The 16,321-nt window shown below is 48.5% G+C and carries 14 protein-coding genes and 1 pseudogene; 7 read left to right on the top strand and 8 right to left on the bottom strand.

Going from position 1 to position 16,321, the window contains the following annotated elements; translation table 11 throughout:
• Window positions 1–22 precede the first annotated feature (22 nt).
• Both ACUYLD_RS13065 and ACUYLD_RS13060 read right to left on the bottom strand, forming a co-directional pair.
• On the bottom strand, window positions 23–2,191 hold the full coding sequence (locus tag ACUYLD_RS13065; protein ID WP_446675232.1) for an alpha-glucuronidase family glycosyl hydrolase: 2,169 nt from the start codon (window positions 2,189–2,191) through the stop codon (window positions 23–25).
• 35 nt (window positions 2,192–2,226) lie between these two features.
• Window positions 2,227–4,425, bottom strand: a complete 2,199-nt coding sequence (locus tag ACUYLD_RS13060; protein WP_446675231.1) for a glycoside hydrolase family 52 protein — start codon at window positions 4,423–4,425, stop codon at window positions 2,227–2,229.
• Window positions 4,426–4,590: 165 nt separating this feature from the next.
• Here ACUYLD_RS13060 and ACUYLD_RS13055 point away from each other — a divergent pair, with 165 nt between their 5' ends.
• Window positions 4,591–5,535, top strand: coding sequence for a helix-turn-helix domain-containing protein (locus ACUYLD_RS13055; RefSeq protein WP_446675230.1), 945 nt, complete (start codon window positions 4,591–4,593; stop codon window positions 5,533–5,535).
• A gap of 59 nt (window positions 5,536–5,594) precedes the next feature.
• A pseudogene (locus ACUYLD_RS13050) lies at window positions 5,595–5,702 on the top strand (SDR family oxidoreductase); the annotation flags it as partial.
• Window positions 5,703–5,814: 112 nt separating this feature from the next.
• On the opposite strand, the gene ACUYLD_RS13045 reads toward ACUYLD_RS13050, so the two are convergent.
• Entirely contained in the window at window positions 5,815–6,993 is a 1,179-nt protein-coding gene (locus tag ACUYLD_RS13045; protein WP_069292038.1) for an MFS transporter, read from the bottom strand.
• A gap of 156 nt (window positions 6,994–7,149) precedes the next feature.
• Here ACUYLD_RS13045 and ACUYLD_RS13040 point away from each other — a divergent pair, with 156 nt between their 5' ends.
• Window positions 7,150–7,593: an Lrp/AsnC family transcriptional regulator gene (locus tag ACUYLD_RS13040; protein WP_023990936.1), complete on the top strand. Its 444-nt coding sequence runs from the start codon at window positions 7,150–7,152 to the stop codon at window positions 7,591–7,593.
• Here ACUYLD_RS13040 and ACUYLD_RS13035 read toward each other — a convergent pair.
• On the bottom strand, window positions 7,579–8,760 hold the full coding sequence (locus ACUYLD_RS13035) for a serine hydrolase domain-containing protein (protein ID WP_446675229.1): 1,182 nt from the start codon (window positions 8,758–8,760) through the stop codon (window positions 7,579–7,581). The two genes, ACUYLD_RS13040 and ACUYLD_RS13035, sit on opposite strands and share 15 nt — an antisense overlap.
• A 257-nt stretch (window positions 8,761–9,017) precedes the next feature.
• On the opposite strand from ACUYLD_RS13035, the gene ACUYLD_RS13030 reads away from it, so the two are divergent.
• Complete coding sequence (locus tag ACUYLD_RS13030; protein ID WP_061829505.1) at window positions 9,018–9,521, top strand: hypothetical protein; 504 nt, start codon at window positions 9,018–9,020, stop codon at window positions 9,519–9,521.
• A 404-nt stretch (window positions 9,522–9,925) separates the two neighbouring features.
• Here ACUYLD_RS13030 and ACUYLD_RS13025 read toward each other — a convergent pair whose 3' ends face one another.
• The 4 genes from ACUYLD_RS13025 to ACUYLD_RS13010 all read right to left on the bottom strand — a co-directional run bounded on the left by ACUYLD_RS13025 (window position 9,926) and on the right by ACUYLD_RS13010 (window position 12,435).
• The gene (locus tag ACUYLD_RS13025) at window positions 9,926–10,222 is read right to left on the bottom strand and encodes a hypothetical protein (protein WP_446675228.1); all 297 of its coding nucleotides are present in this window, start codon (window positions 10,220–10,222) and stop codon (window positions 9,926–9,928) included.
• Between the two features lie 243 nt (window positions 10,223–10,465).
• Window positions 10,466–10,813, bottom strand: coding sequence for a KGG domain-containing protein (locus tag ACUYLD_RS13020; protein WP_061829502.1), 348 nt, complete (start codon window positions 10,811–10,813; stop codon window positions 10,466–10,468).
• A 123-nt stretch (window positions 10,814–10,936) separates the two neighbouring features.
• Window positions 10,937–11,698: an ABC transporter permease gene (locus tag ACUYLD_RS13015; protein ID WP_069290659.1), complete on the bottom strand. Its 762-nt coding sequence runs from the start codon at window positions 11,696–11,698 to the stop codon at window positions 10,937–10,939.
• Window positions 11,695–12,435: an ABC transporter ATP-binding protein gene (locus tag ACUYLD_RS13010; RefSeq protein ID WP_446675227.1), complete on the bottom strand. Its 741-nt coding sequence runs from the start codon at window positions 12,433–12,435 to the stop codon at window positions 11,695–11,697. Before ACUYLD_RS13010 ends, ACUYLD_RS13015 begins: the two co-directional genes overlap by 4 nt.
• 247 nt (window positions 12,436–12,682) lie before the next feature.
• On the opposite strand from ACUYLD_RS13010, the gene ACUYLD_RS13005 reads away from it, so the two are divergent.
• From ACUYLD_RS13005 to ACUYLD_RS12995, 3 genes are all read left to right on the top strand, one after another.
• Window positions 12,683–13,282 carry a TetR/AcrR family transcriptional regulator gene (locus tag ACUYLD_RS13005; protein WP_235306671.1) on the top strand — a complete coding sequence of 200 codons (600 nt, stop codon included), beginning with the start codon at window positions 12,683–12,685 and terminating at the stop codon, window positions 13,280–13,282.
• Window positions 13,283–13,382: 100 nt separating this feature from the next.
• Complete coding sequence (locus ACUYLD_RS13000; protein ID WP_254349893.1) at window positions 13,383–14,024, top strand: SDR family oxidoreductase; 642 nt, start codon at window positions 13,383–13,385, stop codon at window positions 14,022–14,024.
• 459 nt (window positions 14,025–14,483) lie between these two features.
• Window positions 14,484–16,289: a glycosyltransferase 87 family protein gene (locus ACUYLD_RS12995; protein ID WP_254349895.1), complete on the top strand. Its 1,806-nt coding sequence runs from the start codon at window positions 14,484–14,486 to the stop codon at window positions 16,287–16,289.
• Window positions 16,290–16,321: the final 32 nt, after the last annotated feature.

Raw genomic sequence — 16,321 nt, 5'->3', positions numbered from 1 at the left:
AAGTATTGCCGAGGCAGCTTGCTTAATAAATAGGGCGATCCTTCTGGTCGGCAATGCCGCTTTTACGGTAGAAATACGTATTGATCCGATCCCGCCATTCTTTGGCATGCTCAGTCTGATGCTCCAGCCGCTCCAGCACCTGTTCATACATGGCATCATTCAGTTGTCCTCGTAGACTAACCCATGTGTCTCGGAGATGGGCCGCACGTTCTGCACCTTCAAAATGGGTATCATAAATGTGCTGTATGACAGTTTGGCCGGAGTGGAGCAAGTGTGTATAAGGAACATGGTGAAAGAATAAAAGCAGCTCATCCGGGCAGGTGTCCGTAGATTCGTAGATATTAGTATTGGGAGAAAAATATTGTCCTGCATAGCCCGTTCCGGTTGCGGACGTGCGATCTACCCCGATCCCTCGGCAATCAGCAAAATGGTAGGTGCCCCACATAGAATATTCGTACCCGTCTACATCCGGCCCATAGTGATGATCGGGACTGACCATCCAGCCGACCCCGAGAGGGGCGGTGTAGGATTCGTAGATATTCCATGAATCGAGCAGCATCTGCTTAATGCTAGAAATTAAATCTGTGTCGCCGTCGCTATTCCCTTGTCTGCCAAACGTCAGCCGAACCCACTCATCAGCGATTTCGTCTGCGGACAGGTCCGGGTCCCAAGCCAACCGACCATAGCCATAAAGATTGGATTGGGCGAGCAAATGTCCGGTCCAATTGGTGTCTGCACCGATATTGGATACAGCGGCTATTCCATAGTTGGTATGCTTGGGAGAATGCAAAGCGCCACTCACGATACGCTTGATGGTGGAGCCTTTTCCTCGGGCGTAGGTGTCAAAATCCAATACCTCCTTCCATTGCGGAACAAGGTAACATAGATGTTTCTGTTGGCCGGTGTACTCTTGCGCAATTTGAAATTCCAGCAGTACCTGAGTGGATTCTAGCGCACCGAACAGGGGGGAGACAGGCTCCCGCACCTGAAAATCCATGGGACCATTTTTGATCTGTAAAATGACATTTTCTCGAAACAGTCCATCCAGCGGTTTAAAATGGTCAAAGGCTGCGCGGGCCCGATCCGTCTTGCGATCGCGCCAGTCCTGCTTGCAGTTGTAGACAAAGCAGCGCCAAATCACGCGTCCGCCATAGGGCTGCAACGCATCTGCCAGCATATTGGCTCCATCGGCTTGATGGCGCCCGTAGCTGAACGGTCCAGGCCGATTTTCGGAATCAGCTTTGACCACAAAACCACCCAGATCGGGAACGGCGGCGTAAACTTCCTGGGCTTTGGTCTGCCACCATTCAGCTACAGCTGATTCTAAGGGGTCGGCCGTGGTTAACCCGCCGAGCTGAATAGGACTGGCATAGTTAATGCTCAAGTAGATCTGTATGCCATAGGCGCGAAACACCGCAGCTACTTTAGCCACATCCGGTAGGAATCTATCTGTAATCAGCTCGGTTTCTACCTGATGGACATTCACATTGTTGATGGATAGTGCTTGAATGCCTACAGAAGCGAGCAGACGGGCGTAGTCTCGCAGGCGCTCCATATTTGTAGTAAAGGCATTATTGTCGTAGAAAATAGATCCGCCCGCATATCCACGTTCAACACTACCATCCATGTTATCCCAGTGGTTGATCATGCGGATGGGATTAACAGGGTTGGATAATTGGTCTAGAATGGGGGCGTGCAATGATTCGGTGGTGGGCTTCAACTTCCCATCTAGTCCTCCCTGCAGGTAGCGCAGCAGATGAAAGACTCCGTACAATACGCCTTTGGAGGTCTGCCCTGCGACTGTAACGTATTGTCTTTTGAACTCATCGTTACCATGCGAAGCTGAGTATGCCGGATCTGGCATCTCTATCCCGCGAATTCGGTAGCCTTCTGCACCCACTTCTGCCTGTTCCTCTGCGCTGAATCGTTCTGCGACCAAAGGATGCGCTGGGAACGTACCCAGCGCAACGAATGGCGCATCCACAGGAACGGCGCTGATTTTCGGCTGCTGTCCAAACATGGAGGTCAATCCGTGCTGAAGCTCACTCGCAGCCGATTGAAGCACTTCATCTGTCTCATGGACCACGATGACCCTGCACCAAGCGGGCAGCTTTTCTACCTTACTATTGCGGCTGTAATGCAGCCAAGCCGCATAGCCGCTCTCTTTTGGCATATCCATAAGCTTGCTCATATTGGAGCCTCCTTTTGGGCAGGTGAAGATGATCCTCAGACATGCTGTTCCTGATCCTGACTCATATGTTCAGGGAGAGTCAGACGGTTGCCGTTGCCTTCATACAGCCACAAAATGGCGGTAACTCCGCGTGGATAGTATTTGCTGCCGTGAGCAATACCGGACAGTATCTGATCACTCCAGCACCAATAGGATTCTTCAGGGTGAAGGAGCCATGAGACGTGGGCAGCGTCTGCGGCCTGCCCAGCTTCTTCCCAAGGCAGTTCCAGCAGCTCGCGGGCAATAAACTGTGACAGATAGATTTTGCTCAGCCAGGAGTTGTTACTGGTCGAGGACAGCTTCCAGCCTCCGTCTTCAAACAGACAAACTCCCGGTACCAGTACAGTTTCCAAATGGCGCCGCAGTGCTTGGATATATCCACCGAACCGTCCATCAGGCTTAAGCGCAGCCTCACATCCTGTAAAGTAAGGGAAGATCAGCCCCTCAATGGCAGGAATAATCTGCGAGTCATTGCCTTCCTTAATAACTGCAGGAATATAGCCCTTGTCTGTCATATGTGCTGTGATTGCGGCTGCGCATTTGTCCGCCTGTAAGCCAGCCTCCTGTGAGAGGGAGTTAAGCCCTTTTGAGGCAAATATTTTTTCCAGTGCAACATATACCGCCCAGCATTTGCTGCCTAGATAAATGTTGTTGCGGGACTGACCCAGAGATACGTCCAGACTGTCGTAGGTTGTAATTTCTGCGCCTCCCCGGGTTCTAGAGCTGTCCAAGCCCATCAAGCCGTTTCGTTGTGCCGGGTCGGGGTGATCCCGCCGTAGCATGCTTTCGAAGCAGTCACACAAGACAGGCAGCATGCGTGTTGTAAATGACTGATCCTGTGTCTGCTCGATATATACCGTGGCGCAGCAAAGCCAGTTCACCAGCTCCTCATGGCTCATGTAAGAGAAGCAGTCGTCAATCCCTGCCAGCTCATAACAGGAGTATCCCTGCCGGGAGAACACGTTGGCCACGCCCATATCATGCGTAAACGTGATACCACCCGGATAGGTCTGTTCCTCTCCCGGAAAGCGTACCTCATCCCGATAGCTGTACCTTTGGACAAACCACTCCAGCTCGTTGCGCACCGTCCATGGATTTAAAATCAATTCATAGTAGAGCTGATCTGCCGTCAAATCGAGTGTATTCATCATCCGATACTCGCCTTCGTTCACAACCCAGATCGGTTCTCCGTCCGCTTGGTGACTAAGCAGTTGGGTGCTGCCGTAGTAGCTGTGGATCGCCTGAGCGAGCATGAATTCCTGATCCGGGCTCAGGTTGGCCGACTCCATCCAGCGATTAGCCTGAACACAGGCTGCGGTGAGGTCTGTAAAATGCTTCAATGCATAGCTCCCCACGTCTTCAATATCCTTGAACAGCCGGGTATAGTAATACGATGCTTCGATGCCTGTCGTTACGATGCCGCCGCGATAGAAGCATATGGCGAAGGCATACGTGCGCTTCTCACCTGCGGGGACGTCCATCAGAAGCGCACCCGTCACGCCCAGGCCAAAGGATAAATTCTCGGCCATGGTCTCCCCAAGCAGCTTCTCCATTGCAAATCCGCTGGCAGGTACTGCTTCGCTGCTGTTGGTCACAATGGCCGTGCTGCGCCCTTGGCCGATGCCTGTGAGTCTTCCCTCCAATGGGGTAGAATCCGTAGTGTCCCTGCGCGGATCTTCTCCTATAATGCGTATGCCGCTATACGGATCACTGCCCTGATAGCCGAAAAAAGCCTTTCGTGCTGCAGTTCCCTGCGTGTTATCGACGGTTAGCTCAGCGAATACCGCCGGGACCAACGCTGCTCGCAGCTCATCCATACCCGCGGTTCCCGGCTCGGGCACCGGGCGAACAGGAGAGTACAGCCGGAACGTCAAATCACCAGCCTGCCATGTATCCGTTCCTGCTTTTAGCTCACGGGTAATGTCTGAATCGGCAAAGGCCATAAGCTGTGGTTCCGTTCGTTTACCCTTTTTCTCCACGTCGTAGCGGGCGCTTTCATCCTGTGTGGATGTAAAAAATGGAAGCGCCTCGTATGCTTCGCCATCTCTGGATTGCAGCCCGATATATACATTTTCATCGGCAGGCTTGCCCAGTTCCAAACCAAGTCCGCCGCGATTGCCCTTAAATCCAAGCGTAAAGCTGGAAAAAGAACCGATCGGTGCATGCTGTGTGTTATAAAATATATTTTTCGCCATATAATGAAACCCCTTTCATAGTAAGGTTTAACTTTGACTAACTTCACTTAGAGCCTAGCATGTCATGTGGCGGGGAACCATTGTCAAATCGCGCAACTATTTATCCAAATCGCGCGGAAAGCGATATACTGGAGTATATCCATGTAAGTAACCAGGAGGGAAAACATGTCGTCACCACGTTTACCGAAGCATCCCCATCATCCAGACCTTACAGCTGCCGGAGAGGAATTCTTTTTTCCCGATGTACGGACCACGGTCAATTTGTTTGCCATTCATACACGAAGTGTCGGAAGAGAGTGGAGCTATCCGCCACACGAGCATCCTCAATATGAAATTAACATCGTGCTTGCGGGAGAACAGATCATGGTTGTGGATGGTCGCAGCTATACCCAGCGACAGGGTGATCTGGTGCTGCTGCGCCCGGGCATTGTCCATTCCAGCCATAGTAACGGAGAGGGATTTACGTATTTTTGTATGCATTTCGATATTGATGATAAACTGTTTCTCTCGCTGCTGAGTCGTCTGGAGCAGGTGCTGTTTCCAGTCGAGGGAACAGTAGCAGGGCAGTTGGGACCAGCGTTGAGCAAGCTGCTCGATCTTTCAACGCCAGAAGACATAGGAGTAGGTAGTGATTCGGTGGCAAAGCGTATGCGAATTCAATCTGCTGTGTTTGAACTGTTCGCAACATTGTGGGAGGCTGTATCCAGTGAAGCGGCCCATCTGCCGGGGCGTGGATATGTGCAGGCAGAGCTTGCCCATCAGATTGCCAGTCGTCTTCAGGGCAGAGTAAATCAGCCTTATGGACAGGCTGGATCGGTGGAAAAACAGGATGGGATTGAGGGGATTTCATCCGAACTAGGTATTAGCGTGTCCCATTGTAATCGTGTATTCCGTAGCGTTTTCGGCGTATCTCCCCGTGTATACCTATCCGGGCTTGTACTGCATGAGGCCAAGTTGCTGTTGGCTGATCCGCAATGGTCGGTGCAACAAATTGCCGATATGCTCGGCTATGGGGATATTGCGCATTTTAGCAGACAGTTCAAGCGCTGGTCGGGCCAATCGCCGACATCCTATCGCAAAAGCACGGTACAGGAAAGCCCATACGAATAAAAATGAGTATGTCTTAAAAATAGTTATGATATAACTCTTATAAAGGAGCTGAGAATAATATGAATTTACATAATCAACGTGTCGTTGTGATTGGCGGCAGTGCAGGTATAGGGCTGGCAACAGCCATAGAAGCAGCAAAGCAAGAGGCAAGCATCGTGATCGCTGGGCATGATCCAATCCGACAGGCAGGAATCAATCTTTGAACAAAAATCGGTTCAACACCATACAAAGTGTTGAACCGATTTTTTATGATAACAGGCTTGGCCCTCTTGCAACTCTTTAGCTTTGCACATCTAATCCTTTATATTTTCGCAAAATACGTGGATAAATCAACTTAGACCCGATGCATACCATCGCCAGCATGGCGAACAGCAAACCGCTCCACAGCGTCCCATGGATCCCCGCTCTGGCAATAAACCACCCCCCTGCCAGCGAGCCCAGTGATACCCCTAAGTTAATAAACGAGATATAAAGACTATTGGCAAACGCGGGAGCTTCTTTGGCCTCATCAATCACCCAAATCTGGGCGACAATCAGTCCGCTGGTATGAACGGCCCCCCACACGATAATGATGAAGAGCGTAGGGATAAATGAAGAACTGATCCCGTACAACAGCAAATAGGTGCCCCCCAAGACTACTGGATGAAAAAGAGCGGTGCGTACCTTATGCAAGCCCATGAGCTTGCCAGCCAACAGATTGCCGAGCATTCCGCCGATGCCGAAAATAATAAGCAGAAAACTGATAACCTTGCTGCTCATCCCTGTATTTTGCCCCAAATATTCGGCAGAATAGCTATACACCGAGAACATGGCTGCAAAAATAAAAGTAGCCGCCCCGATATTGAGCCACAGCGATACTTTACGCAAAATGCCAAGCTGCTTCCGATAGGAGAACATTTCGGCTTGCGGTGTATCCGGCAGCATAAATAAAATACCGATCCCTGCAAGCCCATTCGCTACCGCAGTAAACCAGAAGGAGGCCTCGTATGAAAATTGATTGGCGATATAGGCCGTAATTGGAATACCGAGTACCATTCCCATGCTCGTGCCGAGAAAGGCCTTGGCGGAAGCTTGCGTTGCTTTTTCCGGGGGATACAACGCAGTGGCAGCGACAAAGGCAAGCGAGAAATACACCGGGTGAAACAGAGCCGGAATGATACGTAAAATCACTAGTAGATAAAAGTTGGACGTATAGGCTGACAGCAAGCTTGTTATGGCAAAAACAAACAACGACATTGTCATGATTCGCTTGCGGTTAAACCTGGACATCAATAGCACCATGAAGGGACCGAACAGCGCGATAATCAATGCAAATGAACTGACAAGAAATCCGGCCTGAGCTGCCGTAATATGAAAACGTTCAATGATGACCGGCAAAATGCCAACCACACCAAACTCAATCGTGTATACACCAAATAGGCCAAGCGCAATGAAAAGCAGGGGCTTACTATATTTCATTGGTTTCATTCCCTTTCCACGTCTTCCTGCTTTACGTCCTTGATTTTGCATGCTAATATTTCAATAAATCATAAAATAATAAGGCAATATTCGAAATAATACATAATAATAATTGTGTTTTTGTAATATTGCCTTGGAATTAAGGAGGTAGATTTGATGGATCAAGTGGATCATAAAATTTTGTTGTGTCTACAAAACCAGGCGCGTATCTCCATGACCGAGCTGGGTAAGGAGGTTGGGCTTTCCCAGCCTGCCGTAACGGAAAGAGTGCGGCGCATGGAGGATAAAGGTATTATCACCGGGTATCGCGCCATAGTTTCACATGAGAAAGTCGGGAAGCCGATCATGGCTCACGTGCTCGTGCACACGAATCAATGCAATTCATTTGTTGAGTTTTGCCAATCTGCACCTGAAGTCATTGAGTGCCATAGAATCAGCGGCGAGCAAAATTACTTACTGAAAGTCATGGTTGAGTCTATGCTCAAGCTGGAGCAGTTCGGGGATGAGTGTGGAAAGCACGGGCACTCTACCACGTTAATTGTCCTGTCCTCGCCTGTAGACCATAAACATGTAACCCCCACTTTATTAGACCCTATTTGAGCTACCGTAAATGGCTTGGCAAAGCTCGGTTGTAAACGGACCTGACATCCCTTCGAATGCTGTATTGGTAAAGGCGACAACACTAAGTCTTAGTGCGGGATCAACGAACCACGAATGACCGTAAGCTCCTCCGAGACGCCACGTTCCGGGTGATTCTGCTGTTCCACTTTCGTCGGGATTTTGGAGTACGGTGAATCCTAGTCCAAAGCCCCGTCCCGGCCAGCCTGCCAGGGGGAGGTTTCCGGTCTGGATGGTGCCCATTTCACGGACCCATTCCTCTGAAAGTAACGGATTGCCGCCGTTTCGCAGTGTTTCCAGCAGCCGCATGAAATCTTTTGCACTGCCAATCATACCAGAGCCACCAGAGTGGAAAGCCGTGGGATCAAAGGCTCGTGCAGGCTGAAAACGAAGTCCTGCGGTGCCTTCAAAAACCTGCGCAACCTCAAGCTCACCCATCCGCCGGGGTTCTGATATATCGTTGACATAAGGAGCTGCAAGCCGTCCAGCATCCGCGACCGCGAAACTGGTGTCGTGCATACCGAGAGGTTCGGTAACGAGCTTTTTAACAGCTGCATCAAGGGTTGTGCCACATACACGGCTAATGATAGCGCCGAGCACATCAGTAGCAATCGAATATCCCCACGCTTTACCCGGTGTATATAACAGAGGCACAGAAGCCAAACGTTGCAAGTTCTCTTCCAGCGTAAGATTTGAAAAATCCATGCCATCTGATACGCCTGCACGATGATAGGGGCCGCCGCCTTCTTCCTCTAAAAAGCCATAGGTCAACCCGGCAGTATGTGTCAGCAATTGGCGTACTGTAATGGAGGGCTGCTCACCACTGATTAATCGGGGACGAAAATCGGGCAACCAGCGTTCAATAGATTCATCGAGCTTAATCAATCCTTGGGCTGCCAAAACCAAAGCCGCAGTAGATACAATCGGTTTGGATACAGATGAAAGCCGAAATAAAGCATCCTCATGCATAGGACGTTGTTCTTCTCGATCAGCCAGCCCCGCCGCTCGGACATACACGGGTGAACCGTCCATATATATCATGACGACTGCGCCGACCAGGCGCTTCTCGGCAAGGGTTTGATCTATAACTGCATTTACACGTCCGTCCAGACCAGCTTGTATCGCAAAAACTCTATTATCCAAACCCATAAATATCTCATCCTCTCTATGATCCAGCGGTTACCGCTTGATGGAACTTAGTTTACAGGATGGGAAGACGACATTACATAAGGTAACAAAGGTATTCAGCGAGTATTTACGTTAAAATAAAATTATATGGAAAGAATGGCCTTGGATTTAAATGAATGGGGTTTTACAAGAAGTTATGCTGCGTTTTACAGTGCCTTTTTAAGTTGAGATACGTTGAAAAAAGGTGGTAAAATTTACAACAAAGGGGGTTTTATTTATTGAGGATTGTATCGCGTAATAAGTTGGCTTGCTTGGTTGTCTTAGGAGGGATTTTGACCGTAATTGCTACAGGTTTTGGAGGAGGTAAGGAATCTTATAAACTTCCCGATAAGCCCAAAGAGGCTGCTGTCTCGACATTTTCAGAATATATGAACGCTTCTATGAGTCGCGATTACGATAAGATGCTTTCACTGTCTGATGATTATCGCTTTAAAACAGAACGGGCACGGCTTGATTTTCTAAAAGCCCAGGGAACACCGATTGATTATCGTATCGTGTCTGTGGATGATTCTAACCCTTCCAAGATTGTTGTTTCGTCGATAACGAAGTATGAGGATATGGAGTTACCTTCCATTAAGCATATTCTTGCTTTTGAGGAAGGAAAGTACAAGCTACAAATGAGAAATGTTGTGATCAATATGATTCCTTCATCACCTGACTACAGAACGGTCGAGTACGAGCCTGACAAAGTAGACGACAATTTAGAAGGTAATTTTAAGTGATTTTAATTTTTCAATTTTCTAATCAAACAGTCCAAAGCGTATCCAATGAGATACCAGAAAACTAGTGTAGTAAAGTAAACAATGGTTATGGGGATGTTTGCCTCTCGCACAAATCGAAATGATTCATACATCCAAACTAGCGGGCTAATGATAGCCAATAGTATATTATAGTCGTCGTACCCCATAATATTTACAGTAATAATTAGACATGAGATTAGGACTAGCCAAAAACGAAAAGATTTCATTGCCTGTACCTCCATTCCATTCGTACAACGAGTTTTCCCTCCTTTCGACTCCATCTTAACCGCCGGAATGCAGGAATATTTGACTTGAGTTGCATGCACTCTTTTATATCCATGAAGCTTTAATCAAGGGTATGTTAGTCCTTGTTGTCTTGTTCTATTTTACTCCTCTACATAACGGATATATGGGCGTTGAAAGTACCTTTGATCAGACACGAAATAATATTGTTTGCCTATAACCAGAGGAGGGATCACAGACTTTGGGGAAATATATAATTCTTTATATTCACCTCCGCTAGAAGCATCTCTCTGTATGACCAAGTAATCATCTGTAGTTTTAACTAATTTAGCGGTTTCTGCCGAGTGATGACCTGAATAATAATAAATCCAGCTGAAAATCAGTAAAAAAAATATAATTCTTAGAATAGTTGCAGCCGTTTTATTCTTTGTAATCAACATTCGCGCAAACCTCCTATAATCCATTCTTTCATTTGTAATAAAATATGTATGATTGGTTATTTAACCTGTTTATGTATATTGTAAGGCGTATGATCGGTTGACGAAAGTAACTTTCACACAAAAAGCCTATCTGCCGTATTTCCGGCAGATAGGCTTTTATAACATAAACGTCCACTATACTTCATGTTTATATGCAGTCTGTGCCTCTACATTGCAATTGCACCGACCACATACTCCCTATTGTCAGTTATCTCTACGCTGACGTGCGCGGGCTTCGCCGCCTTTACGGCCAGCTTCTTCCCTGCTCATTTTCCCGTCGCTATCACTTTGGTCTGAGTTGCCACGGGCTTCGCCGCCCTTGCGTCCGATTTCTTGATAGAATTCCTTGTCATGGTTTTTGGAAGTGGCTTCGCCGCCTTTTTCACCAATTTCCTGGTAGAAGTCCTTGCCATGACTTTTGGAAGTGGCTTCGCCACCTTTTTCGCCAATCTCTTGATAAAATTCTTTGTCGTGATTTTTAGCAGTAGCTTCTCCACCTAAACGTCCTGCCTCTTCGCGACTCATTTTGCCATTTTGATTGTTGTTAGCCATGTTCAATCACTCCTCATCGAATTTTAGTAAAGCGGGTACGTGTATCTATTAACCTTTGTGTCAGGAATTAAACATGTCTCTTTTATTTTGTGAAATCACAGATAACTGGGGATATTCACCTGATTAGCGTTCCCATGCTTCTGTGTGCAGTTGTTGCTGGCGGTTAAATAATGCCGGATAAATGAACAGGCTGAGCAGCACGCTGGTCAAAATAGCAGAGGTCATGGTAGTGAATACAATTAGCAATTGCAAACGCACGGCGGCAATCGGATTGGCACCTGCGATGATTTGTCCGGTCATCATGCCGGGAAGCTGGACAAGCCCCAGCGTTTTCTGCCCCTCAATGGTTGGAATCATACTGGAACGTATGCAATCCTTGAGTATAGGGAAGATGGCTTGTCTAGGCGTACCGCCTAACGCCAGAATGAGCATGATTTCAGGCTTGCGCAGCAGGACTTCCGACTTGAGCCGAGACACCAACAGGCTGGACAAAATCATGGAACTGCCAATGATCATGCCGCTAATCGGAATCATATACCGGGCTGTCGCAGGAATGATATGCAGGCCAATGAGGAATGTCTGTGTAACGATTTCCACACACAGCAGCGTCAGGAATGATTTCCACATGAGACCGGGGATAAATCGTCCTTTGCGCGCAACATTTTGTGAGGCTACGGTAATCATGAGCAGAATGAATAATACGATAAATCCGTAGCTTTGCATCCCAAAAATCAAATGCAACACATATCCAATCGCCAGCAGTTGAACCGACGCTCTGATTGTGGCGATGATTATGTCTCGGTCCAGACCGAGTTTGAAGGATTTGGACATGACGATGGCGATAAATACAAAACCGAGAGAGAGAATCAAGGCAACAATCGTCATACCCATTCTCCTGCTACAAACCTGCGGGTCTCACTATGCTGTGGAGCATTAAAAAACGTCTCCGTATCCGCTTGTTCTATCAGTCTTCCGTTGATCATCAGCCATGTTTCGTGGCCTACCCTGCGGGCTTGTTCCATATGATGCGTAATCCAGATCATCGTTGTTCCTTCTTCTTTGTTCATTTGCAGCAGCAATTCCTCAACCTCTTTGACCGAGGCAGGGTCCAGTGCAGAAGTAATCTCATCCAGCAGTAAAATATCCGGACGGTTCGCGAGTGTCCGCGCCAAGGCCAAGCGCTGTCTTTGTCCGCCGGACAGTTCCTGCGCCTTCTGTTCCAACAGGTCGCGAGTAAGTCCTACGCGTTCCAACAGGCCGGCAGGATCTTCCAGCACCGTACCGTGCAGCCGTTCTACGGTTTGGAGATTGTATAGGACCGTTCCCTGAAGCATGGGGGCATCCTGAAAAACCAATGCTACTTTTCGTCTCAGTTCAGGGATCTCCCACTCCGATATAGGTTTGCCGAGGACACGGATATCCCCTTCATCCGGTGTCATTAGGAGGTTGCACAGTGAAAGCAACGTGCTTTTACCAGACCCCGATGGACCGACCAACGTGGTGATTTTGCCGGGGGAGACTTTTGCTGTAATCCCGTTCAGAACAGCACGTTGCTGTCCAGACCCGGTGAAATATTTGATAATGTGATTGAATTCAATAGCTGGAAGTGGCTTGGGTTCCATAGATATAGCTAGCTCCTTTGTAAGGGATCGAGAAAGGGATCAGATCCGTTCCGTTTATGATCTTATTTTTTTATTATATCAGTAATGACCGCCATGCTCTTCTATAAAGGTTCGATGCAGGTCGGCTGTTGTAAACGGCATTTTCTTTGTATAAACTAACAGGATTAGTTAAAATAGAATCTGGATCGACTCAGTATATGTATAAGGTACCGGATTACATAGAAATTCGATGGAAGGAGGCGGGATGGTGTCGCCTAGAAACGGAGTAAAACTGCAAGATATCCTGCGGGCTGCCGAGGACATTGCCAATGAACAAGGGATGGGGGATGTCACGCTCACCACGCTGGCGCAAAAGCTGCACATTCGCCCTCCGTCCTTGTATAACCACGTGAACGGATTGAATGGACTGCGCCAAGTACTGGCATTGCACAGCCTCGAACAGTTGGAGGAAGCTTTGATGAGCGCAGCGGTTGGTAGAGCGGGCGAAGATGCGCTGACCGCTATGGGGAACGCGTATATGCGGTATGCTCGCGAGCGACCAGGTTTGTATGAAGCGATGCAGTATGCAACTGATCGAAATGATACCGAAATGAGGCAGGCTGCGGATCGCGTGGCCGAGCTGGTCATTACCGTCCTATCCAGTGGTTATGGCTTTAAGGAAGAAGATTGCATTCATGCAGCGAGGGGATTCCGTAGTCTGCTTCATGGATTCGCCTCGCTTGAACAAAAGGGCGGCTTTGGTTTACCTGTGGAAGTGGATCGGAGCATTGAGGTGATGATGGCTACCTTTTTGGCAGGTCTGCGTGTGCGGCAAAAGCGAGATGCCGAGCTTACCAAAGAAGTCTGATTTCAACCTGATGCAGCTAACATGATTGCGTCGCAGACCCGAAGGGTAAAATACATCTGTATAATGTAGATGAGAGACTGCGAATACAGGAGGGGTATGAGTGAACGTACTGGTGATTGGCGCAAATGGAAAAGTAGGCAGACATCTTGTTCGCCTACTGGGGCAGAATAAATCGCATCGCGTAAAGGCGTTGATCCGCCATTCGGATCAGGCCGAAGCGCTTGAACGTTTGGGAGCAGAAACGGTGGTAGCTGACCTCGAAGGGACGGTTGGTGATATTGCCGCAGCTATAAAAGGCAGCGATGCTGTCGTATTCACAGCAGGCTCCGGTGGAAAAACAGGAGCGGATAAAACGCTGCTTATCGACCTGGATGGAGCGGTCAAGGCGATGGAAGCTGCCGAACAAGCGGGTATCCAGCGCTTCGTTATGGTCAGCGCCCTTCATGCGGAGAATCGGGAGCAGTGGCCTGCATCCATTAAACCGTATTATGTGGCGAAGCATTACGCTGACCGCCTGTTGGAAGCGAGCAACCTGGACTACACGATTCTTCGTCCGGGTGGTCTGACGGATGATGTGGGCACCGGCAAAGTTGCTACCGGTGAGGAGCTCACCAGTCACACCATTTCTCGTGAAGATGTGGCGGCAGCGGTGGTAGCAGCGCTGGAGGAACAGCAGACGTATCATCGTGCAATTAATCTGGTGTCTGGCAGTACGCCTATTGCTGAGGCAATCCGGCTGTAATTACGGATGAAGTTGTTGCCCAAAGGACGCTTATAAATGACAAAAAAGCGAGAAGACGGCCACAATGGTCATCTTCTCGCTTTAATAATTTTACAGCTTGGTTGGATCTATTTCTTTTGGGAATGTTTCTTCAAAGCTGTGTTTTTTCTCGTATAAGTTGTACCAAGTTTCTGTAATGATATCTGGATCTCCTGCCGTACCTGCTTGTATGAAAGTGCCGATTGAAAGATGAAAAGCGCCAAAAAGCTGGCGAGTTTCAATCCATCTTTATTAGCTGTCGGTCACGGCAACATGCTGAAGCATCCACAATCTCAGCTGGAAAGGGCGATTATGGAGATGGAACGACAATCTTCAGTGTGATGATTCGGTATTCAGCCAACATTCAGCCAGAACTCACAAAGTCCTAAGCTAAGGCAGATACAATATGGGAAAATAGAAACAGAGAGAGGTGCATCGGGTTTGAACGTTTGGAAAGCGAACGGTCTGAAATATATACTTCTATGTAGTCTCATATTGTGTGCTGTCGCTAGTGTCGTTTCGTTATGGAGTTATTCAGGTAGTTCTGCGTCCCAGTCTGCGGCTGTTAGGCAGGGACCATCCGGCGGGTTTGGGGGAGGAGGCGGACCTGGCGGAGGTATGAGGGGGACGGATTCGGCGAATAGCGCTGACAGCAAGAATCAGGGGACGACAGACCAAACTACCAACTCCTCCACTGAGGGGACATCTACATCGGGTGACAAAGGTACAACGACCGGGAATGATACGTCTGTATCGGGCGGCAGTGGTGTTGCCAGAGACGGACAGCACAGAGGCCCCGGTGGCATGTCTGGTAACGGATCTGGCATGGGCGGTCCTGGCGGTGGTATGGGTGGTGGAAGAAGTGGGAACTCCTCATCTGCTTATGCTACTCCGCTGGCGATTTTCGCCGCTTTGTTCTTCGGTGCGTTCGTGTTTATTGCGTATCGGTTTCGGGCTCGTGAATGGAAGCTCGGGGAACGTAATCGAGGACTGATGTTGTGGACTGTGCTGGGTGTGGGTTTCTTTTTAAGAATGGCGATCGCCCCATGGATTTCGGGTCACATGGATTTAATGCTATTCCGGAACTGGGCTACGACAGCAGCGGATAGCTTATCGGGCTTTTACACGAACGGATCAAGTGATTATCCGCCGTTCTATATTTATATTTTATATGTGATCGGTCAAATCGGCTCTACGGATGCTTTCAGTCCCTATATGTCCGTGCTGCTGCGGCTTCCCAATATATTAGCTGATATCGTGACAGCGTACATGCTGTACCGGTTGGCGAGCAAACGGGTCGGCTATAGAATAAGCCTTGGATTGGCTATATTCTACGTGTTTAACCCGGCGGTGTTTATCAATTCGACCTTCTGGGGACAGGTAGATTCTTTCTTTACGATGCTGATTGTGGGCATGATTGTGCTGCTTGTGGAAAACCGGGTCGGCTGGTCCGCCGTATTGTTTACGGTAGCCGTATTGATGAAGCCGCAGGGAATTATTTATGGGCCCGTTTTGTTCTTCGAGCTGTTGAGACAACGTAAAATACAGCCTTGGCTGTTGTCCATTGGCGGTGCCGTTGTGACGACCATTCTGGTCATATTGCCATTTTCGTGGGGGCAAGAGCCGTTATGGCTACTTGACCTATACAAGGGAACGGTCGGCGAGTATCCGTATGCTTCGGTGAACGCGTATAACTTTTTTGCATTGATCGGTGGCAATTATACGCAGGACACTACAACGCTGTTCCTGTTCAGTTACCATACGTGGGGTATGATCTGCATTGTGTTGGTGACTCTATTTACATGGTGGATGTATATCCGCAGTCGCAAACCACAATTTGCAGCAGCAGCTGCGCTGGTGCTCATTGCAGGTGTATTTACCTTCGCTTCCAGCATGCATGAACGGTACTTGTTCCCTGCGGCCGCGTTAGCTGTACTGGCGTATCTGTATTTACGAGACCGCAGATTTTTGTGGCTTGCGGGTGGATTCAGTCTTACGATTTTCCTGAACACCTTTGATATTTTCTATAGCTCCAACTCTCGGGATCAATACGGTATTATTTTGTGTGTGACATCATTGTTGAATGTGTTGTTGTTTGGGTATTTGATCAAAGTAGTGTGGGATTGCTCCAAATCGACCACGATTGAGGCTGCTCCTTCCACAGACAGAGTTTCGCCAGAACTTCCTTCAGCGCGGCCTGCATGGGGAGCGTCTTCCCAAGGTGTGAACACGACAATTGATAGTTAGTGGAGTATAAAATATGCTAAAAAACCGCCTTT

This window comes from Paenibacillus sp. SER-28 (genome assembly GCF_052906305.1).
The sequence above is the reverse complement of the archived record's forward strand: the minus strand, read 5'-3'. Positions and strand labels throughout refer to the sequence as shown.